Consider the following 22,182-nt stretch of genomic DNA (forward strand, 5'->3'; position numbering starts at 1 on the left):
CCGGCCCCGCCGGGCCGGGGGCCGAGGAGGCCGTGATGTCCGAAGAGCTGGGCTCCGCCGGGCAGCCGAAGGGGCTGCTGGAGCAGATGGAAGAGCTGATGGCGGCGCTGAACGCGGATCTGTCGGAACTGGCCGGTCTGCACGCCGCAGGAACGGCTCCGGCTCACGCGGACGATGGCGGCGCCGAGCGCGCAGCGCAATGCCGACTGACGACCGACCGAAACGACGCCGGCTGACGACGCCGACACCACCTCCGGCCGAAAAGAGCAACGGCGGTCGACCGCCCCCGGCCGGAGGGGCTCCGGGCCCCGGTCGGGGCAAGCGCTGCCGGGCCGAGACGGGCGGCATCGGCCGACAGGGACGCGACGTGAGCGGCTTCGGCTGACCGACCGAACGACATACGCGGCTCCGGCCGGAGCGACTCCGGCCGCAGGGGGCAGCACGGGGCCGCGGTGAGCGACAGCGCTCGACAAGAGCAGCCACGAGCCGACGCAAAGCAGCTTTCAACAGAGGAACAGCTCCGATCGGGGAACGACACCAACCGACCGAACAACACACACAGCTCCGGTCGCAGGGACCCCGGCCAGAGGGGCCACCACCCGGACGCAGTAAGCAGCAGCGCTCGACAAGAACAGCCACGAGCCGACGCAAAGCAGCTTTCAACAGAGGAACAGCTCCGATCGGGGAACGACACCAACCGACCGAACAACACACACGGCTCCGGTCGGAGCCACTCCGGCCGGAAGAGGGCACCACGGGGACGCGGTGAGCGGCAGCGGGCGGCAGGGGCGGCGCGGAGTCGGCGCGGGCGGTGCCGGGCCGACGTGAGCGGCTTACGTTGACGGGAGCGGCACCGGGCCGACATGGGCGACGCCGATCGACGAGACCGACGCCCGGCCGGCATGAGCGGCAGCGTCGACGTAGGTGGTTCCAGGGCGGTCAGCCGAATTCGCGCTCCGGTAAGACCTCCTCCCGCGCTGCCAGTTTGCGCAGCATCTCGCGGACGCGGTCGCGGGATTCGTCGGCCGCGTCGATGGCCTCCATGCACTGCCAGTACGTCGTCTCGTCGGCGGCGGCGCTCGCCATGCCGACCAGGGCGATGCCGACCTCGCCGAGCAGACCGCCGAGGCAGAGCAGGGTCTCGCGGGCGTCGTCCAGCTCGGTGAGCTGGGCGGCGCGCAGATCGCCGGGGTCGAGTTCGGGCGGGTCCAGGACGCCGCAGCCCCGGCCCGCCAGCTCCGTCAGGCCCAGTGCCTCGCCACGCAGCTCCGGCGGGCCGGAGACCGCGAGCCGGCTGCCGATCGCCTGGGCCAGGGCCTGGGCCTGCCAGACCTCCGCCAGGATTTCGCCTGCGTTCGCGCTGTTCGCCAGGGCTCGCCTGCTCGCGAGGATGAGCCGTATCGCATCCATAGGTCGCCCCCGTCCCTCCACATGCCTTCTCGCACGTCCGCCGGAACTCTCTTCGTACTACCTAGTCCACTACCCAGAGTGAGTGTCCCTGAGTCGAAAAGCCAGAGGTGGGCGGAAATTTGTGGACAACAATTCGGATTCGACAGGTGATTTGACCACGAAGAGTAATAACGGAGTTCAGGAGTCCGGTAGTTGACCCGGTTCGTCCCCGCCCTTGTCCCCCGCGACCGGAAAACGACGCTCGTTCCGGTCGATCTTGGCGGCCAGCGCGGCCAGCGGGTCGATGCCGAGGGCGCCGCAGAACTGGAGGAGGTAGGCGAGGACATCGGCCACCTCGTCCTCGACGCGGTGCGCGGTGCCGGGGTCGGCCATCACCCGCGCCGACTCCTCCGGGGTCAACCACTGGAAGATCTCCACCAGTTCGGAGGCCTCCACCGAGAGCGCGGCGGCGAGGTTCTTGGGTGTGTGGTAGGGCTGCCAGTTCCGCGCGGCCGCGAACTCGGCGAGCCGGTGCTGGAGTCGGGCCAGGTCAAGAGGTTCCGTCACGGTCCAGGTGTACCACCGTGACGCCCCGGACCCCGGTGACCCAGGAGCCGTCGCTCACCGCGCCCAGACACCTGATGTGCCCGCGCTCGCCCATCCGGGCCGCCAGCCACAGCAGGGCGCGGCGCTGGTCGGGGTCGAGGCCGCGGTCGAAGCCGTCGGCCAGGACGGTGAGGCTGCGCAGCGCGTCCGGCACCTCGCCGGGGGTGTCCACGGCCAGCACACCGGGCCCGGTCAGCAGCACCAGCGTCAGTGCCAGATAACGGAGTTCACCGTCCCCGAGCCGGGCCAGCTCGGTGCGCAGGCCGTCGCCGCGGTCGAGCAGCGCCCGTACCGTGCCGTCACCGAGCGGTTCGGCGACCAGGTCGGTCACGGGCCCGGCGCAGCCCGCGCGCAGCGCCTCGACCAGCAGAGCGTGCCGGCGGGCGCACTCGGCGCGGGTGCGCCACAGCACGTCGGCGAGGTTGTCGCAGCCGGGCAGCAGCCGCCCGGAGCCCATGGGGACGGGGGAGCGCATGGCCGCGGGGCAGGGGTCGCACGGGAAGACGGAGCGCAGGGCGACCACCATCTGCTCGGCCGCGGCGAGCACCTGCCGCTGCCCGTCCGTCTTGCCGGCCACGCGCAGCGGCAGCAGGGCGGTGCCGAGCCGGTCGTCGGGCAGCGGGGCGCGGGTGACCGGTGCGGAGCCCGCTGTGTACCAGGCGGCCTGGACGGCCCGGCGGGACGGGTCGCGCAACGCGGTCTCCAGCAGCACGACCCCGCCCGCGGTCAGCCGCTCCCCCGCGATCCGCAGACCGGGTTCGGCCTGGACGGCGACGTCGAGCCGGACGGGCCCCTCGACGCCGTCGGCCGTGCACCCGATGCGGAAGCCCCGCCGTCCGCCCGCGTCGGGGCGCGCCCGCTGCGGCACACAGGCGAGCGGATCCCGGAACGCCTCCGGGAGCGGGGCGCCGGCGGCGAGCCGGGCGAGCGCCTCGTACGCCATGAGCGCGGTGCTCTTGCCCGCGCCGCTGGGTCCCGCGAGCAGCGTGACCGGCCCGAGCGGGAACGCGGCCCTCCGGTGCCCGGCGAAGGCCGACAGCCGCAGCTCGGTGATCCGGGGGCGCACGTCAAGGACGTCGGGCACGTCACCGGAGGCAGCGGACCGCGCGGGGGCGGTCCGCGCGTCCAGAGGCTCACGGGACTGCGCGGGGACACTCCCGCCGGACGCGGCGACCGCCGGAGGCTCGGCGGACACGGAAGGCACGGCCATGGGTGGACGGTAGAACTCCGCCGCCCCGCCGAACCGTTCAGCCTGGCGCGCCTTCCTACGAACGGGGGACGGCCGGGTCAGCTCCCCGACATCCCCGCCCCTTCCATCAGCCCGCTGACCTCGGTCCCGGGCGGGGTGAGGAGGAACACATTGCGGTCGACGCGGTGCATCCCGCTGCCCAGCCCGAAGACCACGCCCGTACTGAAGTCGAGGACGCGCTTGGCGACCTCCGTCTCGGCGCTGGACAGGTCGAGCAGTACCGGCGCCCCGGCCATCAGGGTCTCGGCGACCTCGCGCGCGTCCGCGAAGACGTTGACGCGCAGGACCACGAACCGGCGCCGGGTCTCGGTCTCGGCGTCCGGCAGCGCGCGGTGGTTCACCGCGGACGGCCACGCGTCCCGGCCCCGCAACGGCACGACCTGGGCGAGCCCTTCCCACTGTTCATCGGTGACGTCGTAACGGCTCACCGGCTCCCCCCGACCTGACTCACACTCAATGCCTGCACCGGCCAATTCTTACGCCAAGTCACCCGTTCGGCCCAACAACGACACGGTGTGCGACCGCACCGATGTCCCGACTCCGGCATGACACGGGGCACATGTACGGTTAAGTCCGCTTCTTACCTCTCTCATACCGGACTCTTCACATGCGGCCATGTCGTGGTCATTTCCCGTCAGTAGCTTCCCGTGCCGTGCACTTGGCAGAAACACCGCAGGTGACACCCGGCCGGCGGACGCAGTCGGCGGTGTCCGCCGTTCCGGGACCACACCTGGAGTCCGCCCCCGAGGCGCCCGCGCAGTGGCATCGTGTCCTCACCCTGCTCGCCGACGTCAGCCTGTTCATCGGCGCCCGCACGGTGTGGACCCAGGCGGCGACGCACCGGCTGACCCTCGCCGCGGTCATCTCCCTCTGTTACGCAGCGATCCTGGTGACCGGCGTCCTCGCGCTCACGGTCCGCCGGGCGCGCTCGCTGGCCCGCCTGGACCTGGTGGTGCTGGTCACGGCGATCGCCCTCACCCTGTGCACGTGGGCGCTCAACCACGCCGGCGGCGACGAGGCGGTCCTGACCACCCAGGCGGCGAGGGAGATCCTGGGCGGGCACCAGGTCTACGACCACCCGTGGCCGTGGCTGTTCCACCTCCCGGGTGTCGCCCTGACGCCGACGACGACCGGCGGCTACGACTTCACGTACGGCTACCCGCCGCTGACGCCGCTGCTCACGCTGCCCTTCCTGGGGCTCGGCCACGACGGCGCACCGGCCACGGCGGCGGTGACGGTCGTCCTGATCGTGGGCACGGTCGTGCTGTGGCGGCGGCTGCCGGCGCCGTGGCGCTCGGCGGCCACGATGATCTGCCTGGGCTTCAGCTTCCTGCCGATGTACGCCCGCCAGGGCTACCCGGCGATCGTCGCCCTGGTCCTGCTGATGCCGGTGGTGGCGGGCTGGACCCGGCTGGGTGCCGGCGGGCGGCTGGGCGCGTCCGGGATCGCCCGGGCGGCGTGCCTCGGTGCCGCGTGCGCGGCACAGCAACTCCCGTGGTTCCTGGCGCCGTTCCTGCTGGCCGGGATCTACGCCGTGCGCCGCGGCGAGCTGGACGGGCGGGCGGCGGCGCGCGTGGTGCTGCGGGTCACCGGCATCGCGGTGCTCACCTGGTTCGTGATCAACGCGTACTTCGTGGTGACCGAGCCCGGCCCCTGGATCCGGGGCATCGTCCTGCCGCTGACCCAGGGCGCGGTGGTGCACGGCCAGGGCCTGGTGGACATCTCGCTGTACTTCACCGACGGCAGCGACCGGCTCGACTGGTACAGCCACGCGAGCATGCTGCTGGCCGCGGCCCTGCTCGGGCTGTTCGTGCTGTTCGTGCGGCGGCTCGGCCCGGCGGCGACCGTACTGCCCTGGTGCGTCTTCTACCTGGCGACCCGCTCGCAGGACGGCTACTACCTGATGATGACGCCGCTGTGGCTCGCGGCGGCGATCACCACGCCCCTGTCGGAGTTCACGCGCGCGTGGCAGCCGCGGCCCGCGTGGCTGACGGCCCGGCGCCGCAAGCCCGCGCTGACCGCGGCCGTGGCGCTGCTCGTGCTGCCCGCGCTGCTGAGCGTGACCGTGGCGGCGACCGGCGGGCCGCCGCTGCGCATGGACATCACGAAGGCCCGGCACGTCTCGGCGACCGCGCTGTCCACGCTGACCGTGAGGGTCACCAACACCGGGAGCGACCCGCTCACCCCGCACTACATGCTCACGACGGGCCAGGGCATGGGCAAGTACTGGTCGCTGGCGCACGGCCCGGCCACGATCCCCGCGCACGGCACGGCGACCGTGGTCCTGCGGGCGCCCGACGGCAGCTACCCGCTGCCCACGAAGAAGAGCACCCGTTTCCGGCTGCGTGCCTTCACGGCCACCCCGCAGACGCTCTCCACCGCGGACGTGCAGCGGTCGGAGCTGGGCCTGATCGGCTGACGCCCCCAGGCCCCGGCCCGACCACCCGGTCGGGCCGCCCGGCTCAGGAACCCGCGCGCGTGAAGCGCAGTGCGGCCGTCACCGTGGTCAGGCCGCGCATCATCCCCATCTGGTTCCAGCCCAAGCCGAACTGGTCGCGGTCCACGGTGAACTCGGTCTCCAGGGTGAGCCCGCCGGCGTCCACCGAGGCCAGGCGCGCGGTGAGCTCCTGCGGCCGGCTGATGCCCCGTACGGTCAGCTGCCCGGTGACCCGCACGCCGTCCGCGTCGAGCCGGTCGGCGCCCCGGACGGCGAAGGTGATCTCCGGGTGCTGGTCGGTGTCGAAGAAGTCCGCCGAGCGCAGGTGCTTGTCCCGCTTGGCGTGTTTCGTGTCCAGGGACGCGGCGTCCAGGGTCAGGGTGCCGGTGGCCGAGCCGTCCGGGCTCACCTCGCCCCCGCCGCTGATCGCGGTGAACGCGCCCTTCACGGTGACCAGGCCCCACATGGTCTTGTGCCGCAGCGCCACGGTGGACGCGCTGGGGTCGAGCTGCCAGGTACCTGTTTCCACGGCGACGGTCATGGTCGTACTCCCGAGCGAGTGATTCAAATTTGGATAATCGAAGAAGCCCCACGCTAGCCCCTTATCCAAATTTGCACAACGGGTAGACTGGCCGTATGTCCGCCACCACCAGACCCCCCGCCGACCAGCCCTCTTGCCCCCTGGCCGAGAGCGGGGAGCGGCTGCTCCCGGACGAGCTGCGCGCGTGGATGGTGCTGCTGGCCGCGACCGGCGGGGTGGAGCAGCGGATGCGGACGGCGGTGAAGGAGACCCTCGGCGTCTCGCACGACGAGTTCCTGATCCTGTGCCTGCTGGCCGAACGGCCGCGCACCGGGCTGCGGATGACCCAGGTCGCCGACCTCCTCGGCCGCCCCAAGACCCGGCTCACCTACCAGATCGCCTGTCTCCAGCGAGCCGGCCTGGTCAACCGCCGCTCCGTGTGCGGCGACAAGCGGGGCGTGGAGGTCGCGCTCACCGACAAGGCGCGCGAACTGCTGCGTGAGACCTCCGCCCTGCTGGCCGGAACCGTCCGCCAGGCCCTCGCCGACTCCATGGGCTCCGAGCAGCGCGCGGCCATGTGTGCGCTCGTCCCGGACGCCACGCTCCCCGACGGTTCCTGACCCCCCCCGACAGCTCCTGGAGGCCATCGGCCGACGGGCGGGAGGCGCAGGTCACAAGTGCGAGGAGGGCAACTTCACAGCCCGCTCTTCACCCGTCCTCTAGCACCCTGCCCTAACATCCGAGCATGACGGTCCTGCCTGACGACGGGCTCTCCCTGGCCGCCGAGTTCCCTGACGCGACGCACGAGCAATGGCAACGCCTGGTCGAGGGCGTGCTACGCAAGTCGGGCAAGGAAGTCTCCGGCGCGGCAGCAGAGGACGCCCTGTCCACGACGCTGGAGGACGGGCTGCGTACCCGGCCCCTCTACACCGCGCGCGACGCCGCGCCCGACCCCGGCCTGCCCGGTTTCGCCCCGTACCTGCGCGGCGGCCGCCCCGAGGGCAACACCGCCGGGGGCTGGGACGTACGGCAGCGGCACGCGGCACTCACCGAGGGCGCCGTGCTGGCCGACCTGGAGAACGGCGGCACCTCGCTGTGGCTGGTGCTGGGCGAGGGCGGCTTCCCGGTCGCCGACCTGCCCCGCGCGCTCGACGGGGTCTACCTCGACCTCGCGCCGGTCGTCCTGGACGCGGGCCGCGACACCGGGGCCGCCGCCGAGGCACTGCTGCGCCTGTACGCGGACAGGGGCATCGACGCCGAGGCCGTACGCGGCAACCTGGGCGGTGACCCGCTCGGGTACGAGGCCCGCACCGGCACCGCGCTCGACGTCGCGCCGTACGCCGCCCTGGCCGCCCGCTGCGCCGAGCAGTACCCGGGTCTGCGCGCGCTCACCGTGGACGCGCTGCCGTACCACGAGGCGGGCGGTTCGGCCGCGCAGGAGCTGGGCGCCTCCCTCGCCACCGGTGTGGCCTATCTGCGCGAGCTGACCGAGGCGGGCCTCGGCGTCGAACAGGCCGTCGCCCAGCTGGAGTTCCGCTACGCGGCCACCGCCGACCAGTTCCTGACCGTCGCCAAGCTGCGCGCCGCGCGCCGGCTGTGGGCGCGGGTCGCCGAGGTGTCCGGGGCACCGGGCGCGGGCGCGCAGGTGCAGCACGCGGTCACCTCGCCGGTGATGATGAGCCGCCGCGACCCGTGGGTGAACATGCTCCGTACGACGGTCGCGACGCTGGCCGCCGGCGTGGGCGGCGCCGACTCCGTCACCGTGCTGCCGTTCGACCACGCGCTGGGCCTGCCCGACGCGTTCGCCCGCCGCATCGCCCGCAACACCTCCACGATCCTGATCGAGGAGTCGCACCTGGCCCGGGTCATCGACCCGGCCGGCGGCTCCTGGTACGTCGAGCGGCTGACCGACGAACTCGCCCAGGCTGCCTGGGAGTTCTTCCGGTCGATCGAGCGGGACGGCGGCCTGCCGGCCGTGCTGCGCTCGGGCCGGCTGCGCACCGACCTCGCGGCGACGTGGGCGGAGCGCTCCAAGAAGCTCGCCAAGCGGCGCGAACCGGTCACGGGCGTCAGCGAGTTCCCGCTGCTCGGCGAGAAGCCGGTGGAGCGCGAGCCCGCGCCCGAGCCGCCGTCCGGCGGGCTGCCGCGCGTGCGCCGCGACGAGGCGTACGAGGAGCTGCGGGCCCGCTCCGACGCCCACCTCGCGGCGACCGGCGCCCGCCCCCGGATCTACCTCGCGACGATCGGCTCGGCCGCCGAGTACACCGCGCGCGCCACCTTCGCCGCCAACCTCTTCCAGGCGGGCGGCATCGAGCCGGTCACCGAGGGACGCTTCGAGGACAGCGGCGCCACCGAGGCGGTGCTCTGCTCCAGCGACGGCCAGTACGCCGAACAGGCGGAGCGGCAGGCCGAGTCGCTGCGCGCGGCCGGTGCGGGTCAGGTCTTCCTGGCGGGCCGGGGCGACTACTCCGGCATCGACGCGTACGTCTTCGCGGGCTGCGACGCCGTCGACGTCCTGTCCGCGACCCTCGACCGCATGGGAGTGTCCTGATGGGAATCCCCGACTTCTCCGGCATCGAGCTGGGGACACCCGTCGCCGACGGCAGCGCCGAGCAGTGGCTGGCGGCCGGCGGTGACCGGCCGCTGTGGGAGACCCCGGAGGGCATCGGGGTCAAGGCGCTGTACACCGGCCGTGACCTGGAGGGCCTGGACTTCCTCGGCACCTACCCGGGCATGGCGCCGTACCTGCGCGGCCCGTACCCGACGATGTACGTCAACCAGCCCTGGACGATCCGCCAGTACGCGGGATTCTCCACCGCCGAGGAGTCCAACGCGTTCTACCGGCGCAACCTGGCGGCCGGCCAGAAGGGCCTGTCGGTCGCCTTCGACCTGCCCACGCACCGGGGCTACGACAGCGACCACCCGCGCGTGACCGGCGACGTCGGCATGGCGGGCGTGGCCATCGACTCGATCTACGACATGCGGCAGCTGTTCGACGGCATCCCCCTGGACAGGATGACCGTGTCGATGACGATGAACGGCGCCGTGCTCCCCGTACTCGCGCTCTACATCGTGGCGGCGGAGGAACAGGGCGTACCGCCCGAGAAGCTGGCCGGGACCATCCAGAACGACATCCTCAAGGAGTTCATGGTCCGCAACACCTACATCTATCCGCCGAAGCCGTCGATGCGGATCATCTCCGACATCTTCGCCTACACCTCGCAGCGGATGCCGCGCTACAACTCGATCTCCATCTCCGGCTACCACATCCAGGAGGCCGGCGCGACGGCCGACCTGGAGCTGGCGTACACGCTCGCGGACGGCGTGGAGTACCTGCGCGCGGGCCGGGAGGCGGGCCTGGACGTGGACGCTTTCGCGCCCCGGCTGAGCTTCTTCTGGGCGATCGGCATGAACTTCTTCATGGAGGTCGCGAAGCTGCGGGCGGCCCGGCTGCTGTGGGCCAAGCTGGTCGCGCAGTTCGAGCCGAAGAACACCAAGTCCCTTTCGTTGCGCACCCATTCGCAGACCTCCGGCTGGTCGCTGACCGCGCAGGACGTGTTCAACAACGTCACGCGCACGGCCGTGGAGGCGATGGCCGCGACCCAGGGCCACACCCAGTCGCTGCACACCAACGCGCTCGACGAGGCGCTCGCCCTGCCGACGGACTTCTCGGCGCGCATCGCCCGCAACACCCAGCTGCTCATCCAGCAGGAGTCGGGCACCACGCGGGTCATCGACCCCTGGGGCGGCAGCGCGTACGTCGAGCGGCTGACGTACGACCTCGCCCGCAAGGCCTGGGCGCACATCCAGGAGGTCGAGCAGGCGGGCGGCATGGCCCAGGCCATCGACGCGGGCATCCCGAAGCTCCGCGTGGAGGAGGCCGCGGCCCGCACCCAGGCCCGCATCGACTCCGGCCGCCAGCCGGTGATCGGCGTGAACAAGTACCGGGTCGACAGCGACGAGCAGATCGAGGTGCTGAAGGTCGACAACTCGTCCGTGCGCGCCCAGCAGATCGAGAAGCTGCGCCGGCTGCGGGCGGAACGGGACGAGCAGGCCTGCCGGGACGCGCTCGACGCGCTCACCCGGGCGGCCGACGGCACGGAGAACCTGCTGGAGCTGGCGGTGCGGGCGGCCCGCGCCAAGGCGACGGTCGGCGAGATCTCGGACGCCCTGGAGAAGGTGTACGGCCGGCACGCGAGCCAGATCCGTACGATCTCCGGTGTGTACCGCAACGAAGCAGGCCAGTCCCCGAACGTGGACCGCACCCGTGCCCTGGTGGACGCCTTCGAGGAGGCCGAGGGGCGCCGGCCGCGCATCCTGGTCGCCAAGATGGGCCAGGACGGTCACGACCGCGGCCAGAAGGTGATCGCGACCGCCTTCGCCGACCTCGGCTTCGACGTCGACGTCGGCCCGCTGTTCCAGACGCCCGGGGAGGTCGCCCGCCAGGCGGTCGAGGCGGACGTCCACGTGGTCGGCGTCTCCTCGCTGGCCGCGGGCCATCTCACCCTCGTCCCGGCGCTGCGCGAGCAGCTGGCCGAGGAGGGCCGCGAGGACATCATGATCGTGGTCGGCGGGGTGATCCCGCCGCAGGACGTGCCGACGCTGCTGGAGATGGGTGCCACGGCCGTGTTCCCGCCGGGGACGGTGATCCCGGACGCGGCGTACGACCTGGTCGAGCGGCTGTCGGCCGGCCTCGGCCACGAGCTGTAGGACCGCGATGGCCGCGATCGATCTCGACACGTATGTGAAGGGTGTGCTCGACGGCAAGCGGGCCCTGGTGGCCCGCGCCATCACGCTCGTCGAGTCCACCCGGCCCCAGCACCGGTCGCTGGCGCAGGAGTTGCTGACGCAGCTCCTGCCGCACAGCGGCCGGGCGCGGCGGATCGGCGTCAGCGGGGTGCCGGGGGTCGGCAAGTCGACGTTCATCGACGCGTTCGGCACGATGCTGACCTCGCTGGGCCATCGGGTCGCGGTGCTCGCCGTCGACCCGTCCTCGACCCGCACCGGCGGTTCCATCCTGGGCGACAAGACCAGGATGGAGCGCCTGTCCGTGGACCCGGCGGCCTTCATCCGCCCCTCCCCCAGCGCGGGCACGCTGGGCGGGGTCGCGAAGGCCACCCGGGAGTCGATGGTGGTGATGGAGGCGGCGGGCTACGACGTGATCCTCGTGGAGACCGTCGGCGTGGGCCAGTCGGAGACGACGGTCGCGGGCATGGTCGACACCTTCCTGCTGCTGACGCTGGCCCGCACCGGCGACCAGCTCCAGGGCATCAAGAAGGGCGTCCTGGAACTGGCCGACGTCATCGCCGTCAACAAGGCGGACGGCCCGCACGAGCGGGACGCCCGTGCGGCGGCCCGCGAACTGGCGGGCGCCCTGCGGCTGATGCACGGCAAGGACGCCTTCTGGACTCCCCCGGTGCTCAGTTGCAGCGCACGGGAGTCGGCGGGCCTGGACACGCTCTGGGAGCGTCTGGAGCAGCACCGCACGCTCCTGGACTCCACCGGCCGCCTCACGGCCAAGCGGCGCGACCAGCAGGTCGAGTGGACCTGGGCCATGGTCCGCGACGAGCTCCTCGGCCGTCTGCACGCGGCCCCGGCGGTGCGCGAGAGCGCGCCCGGCCTGGAACGGCGGGTCAGGGACGGCGAGTTGACGGCGACACTGGCCGCGGAGCGGATCCTGGCGGCGTTCGAGCGCGGGCTCCCGGGGACGACGGAGCCCTGAGGCGACGGGTCCGGCCCGGTCAGCGGCATCACTGAGTGCCTCGACCACCGAGACCACCTGCCGGAGGCCGTCGGACGAGCGGGACTCGCCGTCGGCCACCGCCACGTCACAGCCGCCACAGCCGTCACGGCCGCCGCGGACGACTCTGCCGGGCACGGCGCCGCCACGGACCGGTGCCCGTCAGTGTTCGTGCGGGCCGGGCCGGTGGACGGGGCCGTGGGCGTCGTCGCAGTGCTCCGCCTGCTGTTCGGCCGACGGTGTGGTGATCTGGAGCAGGTCCGCGGCGTCCGCGTCCTCCCCCAGGTGGTCGACCTGGAGGGTGGCGTGGCCGATGCCGTGCCGGTCGCGCAGCAGGTGCTGGAGGTGGCGCCGTACGGCATGGCAGTCGCCGCCGGGTTCGACCAGGACGTGGGCGGACAGGGCGGGTTCGCCGGAGGTGATGGTCCACACGTGCAGGTCGTGGATCTCCACGACGGAGGGCTGCCCGGCGAGCTCGTCGCCGATCGTGTCCGGGTCGAGGCCGGCCGGGGCGGCCTCCAGGAAGATCCGTCCGGAGTCCCGGACCAGTCCGTAACCGGCCTTGGCCATCAGGGCGACCACGACGAGCGTGGCGATGGCGTCGGCCCGGGCGAACCCGGTGAGGACGACGATCAACGCGGCGACGGCCGTGCCGATGAAGGCGAACAGGTCGTTCAGGATGTGCTGGTAGGCACCCTCGACGTTCAGGGAGCTGCGGTTGGCCCTGGAGATGCACCAGGTGGCGACCACGTTCACGGCGATCCCGGCGAGCGCCGTGGCCAGCATCAGTCCGCCCTCGACCTCGGGCGGGCTGACGAGCCGCCGCACCGCCTCGTACGCCAGCCAGGTGCCGAGCAGCAGCAGGGTCAGGCCGTTGGCCTGGGCGGAGAGGATCTCCGCGCGCTTGAGTCCGTAGGTGAAGCCGCCGCGGGCGGGGCGGGCCGACAGCCGCATCGCGACGAGGGCGAGCACGATCGAGGCGGCGTCGGTGAGCATGTGCGCCGCGTCGGAGATCAGGGCCAGGGAGCCGGCGATCACACCGACGGTGACCTCCACCGCCATGAACGCCGTGATCAGGGCGAGCGCACAGGCCAGCCAACGGCGGTCCGCGTCCGCCGACACACCGTGTGTGTGGCCCCCGTGCCCGTCGGCACCGTGCGCGTGCCCGTGGTCGTCGCCACGGTCGTGGTCGTGGTCACTCATGTCGTACGCCTCCCCCTTGCGTCGGGTTCCTGGCCGCAGTCAAACGCATGGTCGGTGTCATCGCCAAAGGCTGCACCGGTGACCGTTGTCATCTTCTATAAGAAGCCTCTGACCTGCGGTGACGTAACCCGTCCGGACGGGAGTCCACCCCCTGGGCGTAACACGGCGCACCGCGCCGCGGCCGAATCGACACGCTGGACCGGGAGGGAGTGACGGAACGTCAGAAGATCCCTCGTAAAGACTAATGGTGCGACAATCCACTTTTCTTTTAAGGGACTTGATGCCTTCGCGTGCCGCACGGAGGGCGGCATTCGGCACCCCGGATCCCCCGATCGGCCCGTGGTGCAAATATTCCGATATGACCGTCATGTCACCTATGTGTACTTTCTTCCCAGGCTGGCTGACGGGCCGGCATCTCCGAACACGAGACAGGAGAGCGACATGAAGGTCGCCCGTTCCACCATGGTCACCGCCGCTGTCGGGACCGCCGCCGCCCTGGCCGCGTCCGGCATCACATACGCCTCGGCTGCCTCGTCCCCGACGTCCCCGGCCGCCGGGGCGGCCGCCGCCGCAGCGCCGCAGGGTGGCGACGGCGGTCAGAGCAAGGGCAACGAAGGCAGAGGCAACGAGGGCAGAGGCAACGAAGGTCGCGAGGGCCACGAGGGTTACGAGGGCCGGATCCAGGTCAACGAGCGCTCGTACTCCAGCGACCCCGGCGACTGCGTCACCGTGATCAGCGGCCTGGGCGCCAAGACCCTGAACATCCGCAACGAGAGCCACAGGACCGTCGAGGTGTTCCGCGGGGCGGTCTGCGACAACGGTGCTCCGATCGCCACCGTCGGCCCCCACAGCGACAGCTACGGCGTGGACGCGGGCACCACCGACGGCATCTACATCGACAACGGAGTGGTGGCGAGCTTCCGCGTGATCCGGCACCACGAGTTCTAGTCCGAAGCCGACGGCATGATGGACAGCCCCGGCCCGCCGCAATCGGGCCGGGGTGCCCCGTACATCGACCCGACCCTGCCGGACGACCCGCGTCCCGAGCGGGTCTGGTACACGTCCTACGGCTCGAACATGCACCTGGACCGGCTTGCCGCCTATGTCCGCGGCGGCCGTCCGGCCGGTGCCGCGCGGGAGTACCCCGGGTGCCGGAACCCCGCGATGCCGGTGCGGTCCATCCCCGTGGAACTGACCGGGGCTCTGTACTTCGCCACCGAGTCCGTCGTCTGGGGCGGAGGCAGGGCCTTCTACGACGAACGGGTCGACGGGCGCGTGCTGGCCCGAGCCCACCTGATGACCGCGGAGCAGTTCTCCGACATCGCCGCCCAGGAGATGTACCGGGATCCCGGACCGGACCGGGATCTGGACCTGAGCGACGTGCTCAGGGACGGCCGTGCCGTGCTGGGCGAGGGCCGCTACGAGACGCTGGTGTGCGCCGGGCAGGTGGACGGCCTCCCCCTCCTCACGTTCACCGCGCCCTGGGCGATGACCGACGTGCCATGGGTCGCCCCGTCTCCCGCCTACATCCGCCTCCTCGCCTCAGGGCTCCTGGCGGCCGGTGCCTGGGACGGGGACACGGTGGCAGCGTACGTGGCCGCGTGCCCCGGCGCGGCGGAACACTGGTCCGTGGCGGACATCACCGCCCTCCTGCGCGAGGAGGCGTAGAGCCGCCCCTCAGGAGGCGGAGTCGGGAACGTTCCGTGCCGCCGCGTACGCCTGTGCCGGTGTCATCGAGACGCCATTGAGGCTGACCGTCCTGTACTGGCTGACCTGGGCGCAGGTCTTGGACTGGTCGGCGGTGGAGGCGTGGGCGTTGGAGACGGCGGCGTGGGTGTCCGCGGGTGCGGGCGAGGAGCTGCCGCCGGGGAATGCGGTGCCGCTGGGCCAGTCCGATCCGATGACCAGGGTCAGGCCCGTGCCGGTGCCCTGCCTCAGATTCGAGGAGGACAGGCCGAGCGCCTTGGCGACCGTCTGTGCCTCCCCTTTCTGACCGCTGCCGTAGGTCAGCGTGGTCGTCGCCGCGGGGCTGGGGGCGTTGGCGGTGGTGGTGGCGGAGCTGAAGCCCTGGTCGGTCAGGGCGGTCGCGATGTCCGAGGCGCGGCCGGTGACCGGGGTGCCGTTCTCCACCGTGACCGCGATCTGCGCCGCCGGCACCGCCGAGGCGGTGGGCTTCGCCGTCGCCGAGCCCGCTGCGGACTTCTCGCCGGAACCGGTCGTCAGGGACTGGTCGTTGGCGATCGTCGAGAACAGCGTCCGCGCACCCGGCCCCACGACCACCCGGTCCTTGTTGTTCGGGTCGGGGGCGGTCTGCATGGTCGTGAACGTCATCCGCTTCGTGGGCACCTTGTCCACGTCCGACGCGAGCGAGATCAGCTTCTTCACCGTGCCCAGACCGTCGTCCACGGTCAGCGCCTTGGTGGCCGCGTCGGCCAGGCCGTAGACGGCCGTGGGATCGGTGAGCGTGCCCGCGCTCTTGAAGTTGCGCATCATCGCGCTGAGGAACAGGTGCTGGGTCGTCGTGCGGCCCAGGTCGCTGCCGTCACCGAAACCGTGCCGGGAACGCACGAACTCCAGCGCCGCCTCGCCCTTGAGGGTGTGGTCGCCCTTGGCCAGCTTCAGGTGCGAGTACGTGTCGTAGACGTTGTCGCTCACGCAGACGGAGACGCCGCCGATGGCGTCCGACATCTTCACCACACCGGAGAAGTCGAGCTTCACGAAGTGGTCGATCGGGATGCCGGTGAGCTGGTGGACGGTGGCCACCTGACAGGCGGGCCCGTACGTCAGCGCGCTGTTGATCTGACCGTAGTAACCGGGCGTCGACTGGCCGGAGCCGGGGTCCTGGCAGGCCGGCACCCTGGTCATGGTGTCGCGGGGGATGCTCATCACCGTGGCGTTGGAGCGGTCGGCGGAGATGTGCAGCACCATCTCCACGTCCGCGTTCCCGTTGCCCGACTGCACACCGGTCTGCGAACAGCCGCCGCCCAGCTTGCAGTCCTCCGCGCTGGTGCGGCCGTCGGAGCCCATGACCAGGATGTTGATCGGGGTGCGGCCGAACGCGTCGGCCTTCTCCGTGCCGCCCTTGCCGTCGAGCGAGAGGCTGTGGATATTGCCGTTCAGGTGCTCGTAGAACCACCAGCCCGCACCGGCCGTGACCAGGATGAGCAGCGAGGTGCCGATGGCGAGGATCTTCAGCGCCCGCCTGACGCGCCCCGCCCGACGGCCCGGGCGACCGCGCCTGGCATCGCGTGAGCGGCCGCCGGCCCGGGCCGCTGCGCTGCCGCCCCGCCGGCGCCGTCCCTCGGCCTCGGTCGCCCGCGCCCCGGGGACCCGCGCGCTACGGTTCCGCGTCGCCTGGCGGCCTGGGCCGTCCCACGGGTCGCTCATCCATCACTCCCATGAACGGTCGGGCCTTCGGTCCGGGCCGTCAGGGGTACGGCCGGACGCGTGCGGCGTGTGTAAGACAGGACGCGGCGCCGCCCCGAATGGTTGCACAGTTGCGCAATCTAACAAACATTCGGCTCGGACTGTCCCCCGCCAGGACTCCGGCCTCGCGCCCGCGGGAGCCCGGAGGCTGCCGTAGCGCTCCGCCCGCTGCCAGCGCAGCTGGGTGCCCGATACGGCGGTGACGACGGACTGGATGACCACCAGGCACATCAGCTGGCGGTAGACGAACTGCTGCAACGGCAGACTCCACAGCGGGCCCGTGCGTTCTCCGTCCAGGGGGAACGCGTAGAGGCACAGCAGCAGTTGCAGGAGGAGGAAGGCGAGCCACAGGGCGGCGGTCCGGACCGGGTCCAGGAAGAGCAGGCCGTACAGGGCGAAGAGGTCGACGACCAGTGCGAGCAGGGGCAGCAGGACCTGGAAGAGGAGGAGGTGGACCACGCCGCGGCGGCCCAGTTTGCCGGCGGCGCCGCTCACGTCAGGGCCTTGGACTACTTCACGGGCTTGTGGGACGCACCGCGGGCGCGCCCCTTCGAGGAGTGGGGCGCGACAGGGGTGCGGGACGGTGTCACGGTGGTGCCGGAGGCCGGGGAGCCGGTCCGGGCGTGTGCCGGCGTGGCACCGGAACGGGCGACAGGGGTGACCGGGCCGGAGGCCGCCTTCCGCGTGGTGGAGCCCTCGCTCCGCGCTGAGGAGGCGGTGCCGGACGCGGAGTCCGGCACGGTCACGGGAGGTGTGGCCGGGTGCGCGGAGTCCGGCTGGGGGACGAACGGGGCGCTGACGCCGGGACCGCCCAGCACGGTGCCGATCAGCAGCGCGACATAGCCGCCGGCGGGAAGCGCGAGCAGCCGGGCGGCGCGCAGCACGCGGCGCCGACGCCGGCCCGAGGCATCCACGAAGACCGGCTGCGCCCCCGAGCCCGACCAGTGTTCCGGTGCCGGCTCCGGCTGCGGCATGGGTACGAAGGGGACGAGCTGCTCGACCCCGCCGTACGGTGCCTCGCCGTACAGATCCCGGCCGTGCGCTTCACCGCTTCCGTTCGTCCACTGCACGCGTCGTGTCCCCTGTCCTGGACGCCCGAAGTGGCCGTCCGCTTGAAGAGAGCGCGACGGGCCGGAACTGTTACACCTCCCCCATGACTCACACCTCGGGCAGCCACTTCACCACAGCATCTCCACATGCGGCCGTCGTCGCGTAGAACGCCCTCAGCTCCTGGTGCGCCGCCTCGAACGCGCTCCACGTCGCGGACTCCGCTGCCGCGCCGCCGTAGCGCGGCAGCAGTTCGCCCCGGGCGAAGTCCCACAGTGCGTCGAAGTCGGCGTCCGTCAGGAACCCGGCCACCCGGCGGGCCTGCGCCGCCGTCAGCACCAGGAGCGGCGGCTTGTGCCGGTCGGCGCGGAACACGGGCCGGCCGCCCAGCACCACCTGGGCCTGCGGCAGGTTCCCGGTGACCTGCGGCGGAGCGCCGGCGTAGATGCGCTCCTGGTCCAGGTACCGCTTGTCCAGCACCTCCTCGCGGTGCCGGCCGGTCCGGTGCCGGACGGTCTCCACGTCGCTGTCGAAAAGCCGTTCCAGCCAGGTCGCGCTGTTGCGCAGTGCCGGGGGCGGCACCGCTCGCAGACGGAGGTGGGCACTCATGTCACAAGGAGCGCACGGGAGCGCCCGAGCATCACCCGGCCGCACGCGCCGGCGCACGGCCGGTGCGGAACCTCACCCGAGGAAGGCCGAGGCGACGAGTGCGACGGCGCGGTCGTCGTCGTGTACCAGTCGGCGCAGGACCTCCTGCACGGTGGTCCCCGGCAGCTCGACCAGCGCCTGGATCAGGCGTATCCGCGTGGCGGAGTCCGCGCCGGGCGCGGCCAGTTCGTCGGCCAGTGCGGTCATGATCCGGTCGCCGTGTCCGGGGTCCTGGGACAGGGCCCCCAGGGTCTCCGCCGCGTCGACGTCGTTGAAGCCTTCGACCACCATGCGGACGAGTGCCGGCACGGCCTCGGTCGCACCGCTCCTGCCCAACGCCAGAGCGGCGTGCCCGCGCACCGTCGGGTCCGGGTCCCGGAGCGCCTCCGCGAGCACCGCGGTCACACCCGGGGCCTCGGGCAGCTCGGCGATCGCCAGCACCGCACGCCGTCGGACGTCGACGTCCTGCGCGCGCAGGCCGGCGGCCAGCGTCCCCAGCCCGTCGCCGCCCGACCGGGCGAGCGCCCAGCGCAGGGCACCTGCGACGTGGGGGTCGGATTCGGTCAGGACCGCGTCGGCCAGCAGCTCTGCGGGTACCGGCCCGCCCTCCGGCCGGGCGAGGACGGCCTGCTGTCTGCGGGCGGCGCTGGCCGAGTCGAGTCCCTGCAGGAGCTCGACGATGCGCAGGACGTCCTGCCAGCCGGTGGGGCCCGACGCATCGATCGCGCGGAGCCGCTCCAGCAGCTCCCGTTCCCGCTCGATGCGGTCCTCCGTCCATCGGATGAGGTCGCCGACCAGGGCGGACGGCGTGCACGCGGGGTCCGCCAGCGCGCGCCCGACCTGCTGGAGAGAGAGCCCGAGGGACCGCAGGCTCTCCACGTGGAAGATCCTGCGGAGGTCCTCGGCGGTGTACTCGCGGTAGCCGCCGACGGTGCGGCCGGTCGGCCGCACCAGCCCGAGGGCGTCGTAGTGCCGGAGCATCCGGGGGCTCACCCCCGAGCGGCGGGCCACTTCACCGATCAGCACCCCGCGGCCTCCGTGGCCTGCGCGGCCCCCGTGTCCTCCGCAGTCTCCGTCGCCCCGGTCGGGCCGAGTGCGACGACCCGCTTCGCCTCGTCGAGGGCCGCGTCGAATCCGGTCTCCGGGTTCTGCCGGAGCAGTTCGGTGGCACGGGCGTGCGCGGCCACCGCCGGGTCGGGGTTCACCGAGGCCTCCTCCAGGGCGGGCGCGGCCACGTCACCGAGGCCGACGAGGGCCCGGCTCAGGCTCAGCCGCACCTCGCGGTCGCCGCGGCCGAGCTGCCCGGCCAGTTCGTCGGCCAGGTCCTTCTTCGCGTCCTCGGGCACGAGGACGACCGCGACGCGCCACGCGGTCCGTGCGACCTCGTCGTCGGTGTCACGCAGCATGTCGCGCGTGATCCAGGCCCACGCGCTCTTCTCGCCGATCTTGGAGAGCGTGTGCAACGCCTGGCTGCGGGCCTGGGTGCGCTCGGAGTCGAGTTCCTGGCGCATCCGGGGCAGGGTGATCTCCGACGAGAGGCGGGTCAACGCCCAGGACAGCATGTCGCGCACGAAGAAGTCCGGCTCGACCGCGCACCGCTCGACGAGCGCCTCCAGGAACCCCGGTTCGGGGTTCGAGCCGATCGCCAGGGCCGCCTGAAGCCGGACCGACGTGTCCTCGGCGCCCAGGGCTTCGGCCACGCGGGCATGTTGCGCGGTTCGGTCTGTCGGGTTGATCGGGACCACCTCCTGCACCCAGCGGACACCTTGTCACTATGTCAAGGTCAAGCCCGGGCGCGGCGGAGCGGGGCTGCCGGCGCCTCAGCCGCCGGAATGCCGCGTCGAGACGTCGGCCTCCTCGGTGGCAGCCCAGGAGCCGAGCAGGCGCAGCCGCACCTCGGAGGGCGAGCCGGGTTCGGCGGCCGGCCCCAGGCCCTCGAAGGCGAGGGGGAACTCGCCGACGAGGTCCCGGCGTTCGTGCGCAACGGCCGCGTGGACATCCTGGCCGCCGACCACTCGCCCGCGCCTTCCGCGTCGACATCTGCGCCGTCCCCCACAAGCAGGCGCACCCGGCCCGCTGACCTGCACGTCCGGCGGCGAGCGCGTCCAGGGTCCGCTGCAGGCCGCGGTGCGGGGTCCGGCCCGGTCCGCTCGCCGTCTCCGACGTGACGGGCACCGGCTGGTACGCCGCCCCGGCCGCCGAGGTGAAGCCGGGCTCCACCGCCGTGGTGGTGTGCGACGGCGCGGTCGGCTGGTGCGGGGGGGGGATCGCGGCGAAGGAGTTCGGCGCGGAGCGCATCGTCGCGATGAGCCGCCACGCGAGCCGCCGGCAGCTCGCCCGGGAGTCCGGCGCCACCGGCATCGTCACCGAACGGGGCGACCTCACCTACGGGACCGGCACCGCCCAGGCGATGCGGCAGGCCCTGCACTCGGCGCGGCCGGGCGGCAACGTGGGCTTCGTCGGTGTCCCGCACGAGGTGGCGATCGACGGACCGGAGCTGTTCGTCTTCTCGCGCGTCGGCCTGCGCGGCGGCCCGGCTCCCGTCCGCCGCTGCCTGCCCGAACTGGTCGACCACGTCCTGACCGGCCGGATGGACCCGGGCCGGGTCTTCGACCTCCCCCTGCCCCTGACACAGGTCGCGGAGGGCTACCGCGTCATGGACGAACGCCACGCCGTCAGGGCACTCCTCAAGCCCCGCCCCCGCCGCCGGCCGGCACTCCACGACGACGTCTCGTGCACGGCTGTCAGGCCGCCGCCGTGGCGGGGCCCAGCCGGTGCGGGAAGCGGACGCAGACGGCGGCGGCCGCGAGGGCGGACAGCACCACCATCGCGCTGCCCAGCAGGAGCGCCTGGTGGTATCCGTGGCTCAGCAGCGGGGCGGCGAGCAGCGGGCCGAGGATCTGGCCGACGCTGTATCCGGCCGTCAACAGAGCAACCGCACGCGGTACTTGGAGGTGGGTGCCGATCGACAGGGCCATGGTGCTGACGCCCATGAAGGTGGCGCCGAAGAGCACGGCGGAGACGAGGGCGGGCGCCGCCCCGCCGAGCAGCGCGGGCAGGGCGATGCCGACGGCCTGCACGGTCAGTGCGGTGAGCAGCAGTGCGGGCCTGGACCAGCGGTGGGCCAGCCGGGTCCACAGGGCGCACGAGGGCAGGGCGGCGAGTCCGACCACGATCCAGGCGCCGCTGCCGAGGCCGCCGCCCGCGCTCTGCCGGAGGGCGGCGACCAGGAAGGTGCCGGCGATGATGTAGCCGATGCCCTCGAAGGTGTAGCTGGTGAACAGCGCGAGGAACCAGCGGTGGGTGCGGGGCCGTCCGGCCCGTACGGCCGACTGGGAGAGTTCCGGCGGCGGGGTCAGCGGCCAGGCCACGGCGGCGAGTACGGCCGCGAGGGCGGCGCAGGTCCACCACGCGGCCTGCCAGCCGGACACCGTCTGTACGACGACGACCAGCAGCCCCGACAGGGCGATTCCGGCGCCGACCCCGCCGAAGGCCCAGCCGACCAGGTGCTGGGCGTGGGCCCGCAGCCGCGCCAGCATGCCGCTGACCGCGATCACGAAGACCAGCGCGCTGGCGGCACCGGCCACGAGGCGCAGTACGAACCAGGCGGTGCCGTCCCGGGTGACCGGCATACAGGCCAGGGTCGCCACCAGCACGCCGAGGGAGCCGCGCAGCGCGACGGCGGACCGTACGACGGCGGGAGCGGCGATGCCGAGCAGGGCACCGGCGAGGTAGCCGATGAAGTTGGCCGTGGCCAGGCTCGCCCCCAGCGACGACGACAGTCCGGCCTGGGTGTGCATGAGCGGAAGGATGGGCGTGTAGACGAACCTGCCGATCCCCATGCCCGCGGCGAGTGCGGCCGCCGTCCGCGCGACGGTCGTCCACGGGGACTGCACGGTCCTGTTCACCTTTCCTGT

Annotated in this window: 22 protein-coding genes and 1 pseudogene; 9 read left to right on the forward strand and 14 right to left on the reverse strand. The window is 72.6% G+C overall.

The window, feature by feature from the left end; translation table 11 throughout:
- The first annotated feature begins 35 nt into the window (after window positions 1–35).
- On the forward strand, window positions 36–236 hold the full coding sequence (locus tag BIV25_RS22405) for a hypothetical protein (RefSeq protein WP_071374167.1): 201 nt from the start codon (window positions 36–38) through the stop codon (window positions 234–236).
- 703 nt (window positions 237–939) lie between these two features.
- On the opposite strand, the gene BIV25_RS22410 is transcribed toward BIV25_RS22405, so the two are convergent.
- From BIV25_RS22410 to BIV25_RS22425, 4 genes are all read right to left on the reverse strand, one after another.
- Window positions 940–1,410: a DUF6099 family protein gene (locus BIV25_RS22410; RefSeq protein WP_177235376.1), complete on the reverse strand. Its 471-nt coding sequence runs from the start codon at window positions 1,408–1,410 to the stop codon at window positions 940–942.
- 177 nt (window positions 1,411–1,587) lie between these two features.
- On the reverse strand, window positions 1,588–1,956 hold the full coding sequence (locus tag BIV25_RS22415) for a nucleotide pyrophosphohydrolase (protein ID WP_071374168.1): 369 nt from the start codon (window positions 1,954–1,956) through the stop codon (window positions 1,588–1,590).
- Window positions 1,940–3,205, reverse strand: a complete 1,266-nt coding sequence (locus BIV25_RS22420) for an AAA family ATPase (RefSeq protein ID WP_071374169.1) — start codon at window positions 3,203–3,205, stop codon at window positions 1,940–1,942. Before BIV25_RS22420 ends, BIV25_RS22415 begins: the two co-directional genes overlap by 17 nt.
- A 77-nt stretch (window positions 3,206–3,282) precedes the next feature.
- Window positions 3,283–3,672 (reverse strand): cell division protein SepF, encoded by a 390-nt coding sequence (locus tag BIV25_RS22425; protein WP_071374170.1) that lies wholly within the window; start codon window positions 3,670–3,672, stop codon window positions 3,283–3,285.
- A gap of 302 nt (window positions 3,673–3,974) precedes the next feature.
- Between BIV25_RS22425 and BIV25_RS22430 the strand changes: the two genes are divergently transcribed.
- A complete protein-coding gene (locus tag BIV25_RS22430) occupies window positions 3,975–5,663 on the forward strand; it encodes a hypothetical protein (RefSeq protein ID WP_177235388.1) in 1,689 nt (562 codons plus the stop codon).
- A gap of 43 nt (window positions 5,664–5,706) precedes the next feature.
- On the opposite strand, the gene BIV25_RS22435 is transcribed toward BIV25_RS22430, so the two are convergent.
- Complete coding sequence (locus tag BIV25_RS22435; RefSeq protein WP_071374172.1) at window positions 5,707–6,222, reverse strand: YceI family protein; 516 nt, start codon at window positions 6,220–6,222, stop codon at window positions 5,707–5,709.
- A gap of 95 nt (window positions 6,223–6,317) precedes the next feature.
- Here BIV25_RS22435 and BIV25_RS22440 point away from each other — a divergent pair, with 95 nt between their 5' ends.
- The 4 genes from BIV25_RS22440 to meaB all read left to right on the forward strand — a co-directional run bounded on the left by BIV25_RS22440 (window position 6,318) and on the right by meaB (window position 11,923).
- On the forward strand, window positions 6,318–6,821 hold the full coding sequence (locus BIV25_RS22440) for a MarR family winged helix-turn-helix transcriptional regulator (RefSeq protein WP_071374173.1): 504 nt from the start codon (window positions 6,318–6,320) through the stop codon (window positions 6,819–6,821).
- A gap of 125 nt (window positions 6,822–6,946) precedes the next feature.
- Entirely contained in the window at window positions 6,947–8,752 is a 1,806-nt protein-coding gene (locus tag BIV25_RS22445) for a methylmalonyl-CoA mutase family protein (protein ID WP_071374174.1), read from the forward strand.
- Window positions 8,752–10,911: a methylmalonyl-CoA mutase gene (gene scpA, locus BIV25_RS22450; protein WP_071374175.1), complete on the forward strand. Its 2,160-nt coding sequence runs from the start codon at window positions 8,752–8,754 to the stop codon at window positions 10,909–10,911. The genes BIV25_RS22445 and scpA overlap by 1 nt, the downstream gene beginning before the upstream one ends.
- 7 nt (window positions 10,912–10,918) lie before the next feature.
- Window positions 10,919–11,923: a methylmalonyl Co-A mutase-associated GTPase MeaB gene (meaB, locus tag BIV25_RS22455; RefSeq protein ID WP_071374176.1), complete on the forward strand. Its 1,005-nt coding sequence runs from the start codon at window positions 10,919–10,921 to the stop codon at window positions 11,921–11,923.
- Between the two features lie 180 nt (window positions 11,924–12,103).
- Here the strand turns inward: meaB and BIV25_RS22460 are convergent, their stop codons facing one another.
- Window positions 12,104–13,144: a cation diffusion facilitator family transporter gene (locus BIV25_RS22460; RefSeq protein WP_071374177.1), complete on the reverse strand. Its 1,041-nt coding sequence runs from the start codon at window positions 13,142–13,144 to the stop codon at window positions 12,104–12,106.
- A 441-nt stretch (window positions 13,145–13,585) separates the two neighbouring features.
- On the opposite strand from BIV25_RS22460, the gene BIV25_RS22465 reads away from it, so the two are divergent.
- Together BIV25_RS22465 and BIV25_RS22470 are read left to right on the forward strand one after the other, a co-directional pair.
- Window positions 13,586–14,092: a hypothetical protein gene (locus BIV25_RS22465; RefSeq protein WP_071374178.1), complete on the forward strand. Its 507-nt coding sequence runs from the start codon at window positions 13,586–13,588 to the stop codon at window positions 14,090–14,092.
- A gap of 15 nt (window positions 14,093–14,107) precedes the next feature.
- On the forward strand, window positions 14,108–14,812 hold the full coding sequence (locus BIV25_RS22470) for a histone deacetylase (protein ID WP_256256001.1): 705 nt from the start codon (window positions 14,108–14,110) through the stop codon (window positions 14,810–14,812).
- A gap of 9 nt (window positions 14,813–14,821) precedes the next feature.
- Here the strand turns inward: BIV25_RS22470 and BIV25_RS22475 are convergent, their stop codons facing one another.
- The 7 genes from BIV25_RS22475 to BIV25_RS51260 form a co-directional block, all read right to left on the reverse strand.
- Window positions 14,822–16,531: an LCP family protein gene (locus BIV25_RS22475; RefSeq protein ID WP_177235377.1), complete on the reverse strand. Its 1,710-nt coding sequence runs from the start codon at window positions 16,529–16,531 to the stop codon at window positions 14,822–14,824.
- 3 nt (window positions 16,532–16,534) lie between these two features.
- Window positions 16,535–17,065, reverse strand: coding sequence for a hypothetical protein (locus BIV25_RS47425; RefSeq protein ID WP_071374179.1), 531 nt, complete (start codon window positions 17,063–17,065; stop codon window positions 16,535–16,537).
- A gap of 14 nt (window positions 17,066–17,079) precedes the next feature.
- Window positions 17,080–17,640, reverse strand: coding sequence for a hypothetical protein (locus BIV25_RS22485; RefSeq protein ID WP_071374180.1), 561 nt, complete (start codon window positions 17,638–17,640; stop codon window positions 17,080–17,082).
- Window positions 17,641–17,728: 88 nt separating this feature from the next.
- The gene (locus BIV25_RS22490) at window positions 17,729–18,226 is read right to left on the reverse strand and encodes a DUF1877 family protein (RefSeq protein WP_071374181.1); all 498 of its coding nucleotides are present in this window, start codon (window positions 18,224–18,226) and stop codon (window positions 17,729–17,731) included.
- Window positions 18,227–18,298: 72 nt separating this feature from the next.
- Window positions 18,299–19,291 (reverse strand): HEAT repeat domain-containing protein, encoded by a 993-nt coding sequence (locus BIV25_RS22495; RefSeq protein WP_071374182.1) that lies wholly within the window; start codon window positions 19,289–19,291, stop codon window positions 18,299–18,301.
- On the reverse strand, window positions 19,285–19,965 hold the full coding sequence (locus tag BIV25_RS22500; protein WP_256256002.1) for a HEAT repeat domain-containing protein: 681 nt from the start codon (window positions 19,963–19,965) through the stop codon (window positions 19,285–19,287). The genes BIV25_RS22495 and BIV25_RS22500 overlap by 7 nt, the downstream gene beginning before the upstream one ends.
- A gap of 120 nt (window positions 19,966–20,085) precedes the next feature.
- The gene (locus tag BIV25_RS51260) at window positions 20,086–20,280 is read right to left on the reverse strand and encodes a hypothetical protein (protein WP_071374184.1); all 195 of its coding nucleotides are present in this window, start codon (window positions 20,278–20,280) and stop codon (window positions 20,086–20,088) included.
- 125 nt (window positions 20,281–20,405) lie between these two features.
- Here BIV25_RS51260 and BIV25_RS53070 point away from each other — a divergent pair.
- A pseudogene (locus BIV25_RS53070) lies at window positions 20,406–20,960 on the forward strand (IMP dehydrogenase); the annotation flags it as partial.
- Between the two features lie 49 nt (window positions 20,961–21,009).
- On the opposite strand, the gene BIV25_RS22510 reads toward BIV25_RS53070, so the two are convergent.
- Complete coding sequence (locus BIV25_RS22510) at window positions 21,010–22,107, reverse strand: YbfB/YjiJ family MFS transporter (RefSeq protein WP_079176839.1); 1,098 nt, start codon at window positions 22,105–22,107, stop codon at window positions 21,010–21,012.
- Window positions 22,108–22,182: the final 75 nt, after the last annotated feature.

This window comes from Streptomyces sp. MUSC 14 (genome assembly GCF_001866675.1).
Taxonomy (GTDB): Bacteria; Actinomycetota; Actinomycetes; order Streptomycetales; family Streptomycetaceae; genus Streptomyces.

What these genes read in the sequence shown, in the direction of transcription:
- BIV25_RS22490 (WP_071374181.1), bottom strand. Translation starts at nt 18,226, where the DNA reads ATGAGTGCCCACCTCCGTCTGCGAGCGGTGCCGCCCCCGGCACTGCGC.
- meaB (WP_071374176.1), top strand. Translation starts at nt 10,919, where the DNA reads ATGGCCGCGATCGATCTCGACACGTATGTGAAGGGTGTGCTCGACGGC.
- BIV25_RS22420 (WP_071374169.1), bottom strand. Translation starts at nt 3,205, where the DNA reads ATGGCCGTGCCTTCCGTGTCCGCCGAGCCTCCGGCGGTCGCCGCGTCC.
- scpA (WP_071374175.1), top strand. Translation starts at nt 8,752, where the DNA reads ATGGGAATCCCCGACTTCTCCGGCATCGAGCTGGGGACACCCGTCGCC.
- BIV25_RS22465 (WP_071374178.1), top strand. Translation starts at nt 13,586, where the DNA reads ATGAAGGTCGCCCGTTCCACCATGGTCACCGCCGCTGTCGGGACCGCC.
- BIV25_RS22445 (WP_071374174.1), top strand. Translation starts at nt 6,947, where the DNA reads ATGACGGTCCTGCCTGACGACGGGCTCTCCCTGGCCGCCGAGTTCCCT.
- BIV25_RS22475 (WP_177235377.1), bottom strand. Translation starts at nt 16,531, where the DNA reads ATGAGCGACCCGTGGGACGGCCCAGGCCGCCAGGCGACGCGGAACCGT.
- BIV25_RS22410 (WP_177235376.1), bottom strand. Translation starts at nt 1,410, where the DNA reads ATGGATGCGATACGGCTCATCCTCGCGAGCAGGCGAGCCCTGGCGAAC.
- BIV25_RS22470 (WP_256256001.1), top strand. Translation starts at nt 14,108, where the DNA reads ATGATGGACAGCCCCGGCCCGCCGCAATCGGGCCGGGGTGCCCCGTAC.
- BIV25_RS22435 (WP_071374172.1), bottom strand. Translation starts at nt 6,222, where the DNA reads ATGACCGTCGCCGTGGAAACAGGTACCTGGCAGCTCGACCCCAGCGCG.
- BIV25_RS22510 (WP_079176839.1), bottom strand. Translation starts at nt 22,107, where the DNA reads ATGGGGATCGGCAGGTTCGTCTACACGCCCATCCTTCCGCTCATGCAC.
- BIV25_RS22405 (WP_071374167.1), top strand. Translation starts at nt 36, where the DNA reads ATGTCCGAAGAGCTGGGCTCCGCCGGGCAGCCGAAGGGGCTGCTGGAG.
- BIV25_RS22440 (WP_071374173.1), top strand. Translation starts at nt 6,318, where the DNA reads ATGTCCGCCACCACCAGACCCCCCGCCGACCAGCCCTCTTGCCCCCTG.
- BIV25_RS22460 (WP_071374177.1), bottom strand. Translation starts at nt 13,144, where the DNA reads ATGAGTGACCACGACCACGACCGTGGCGACGACCACGGGCACGCGCAC.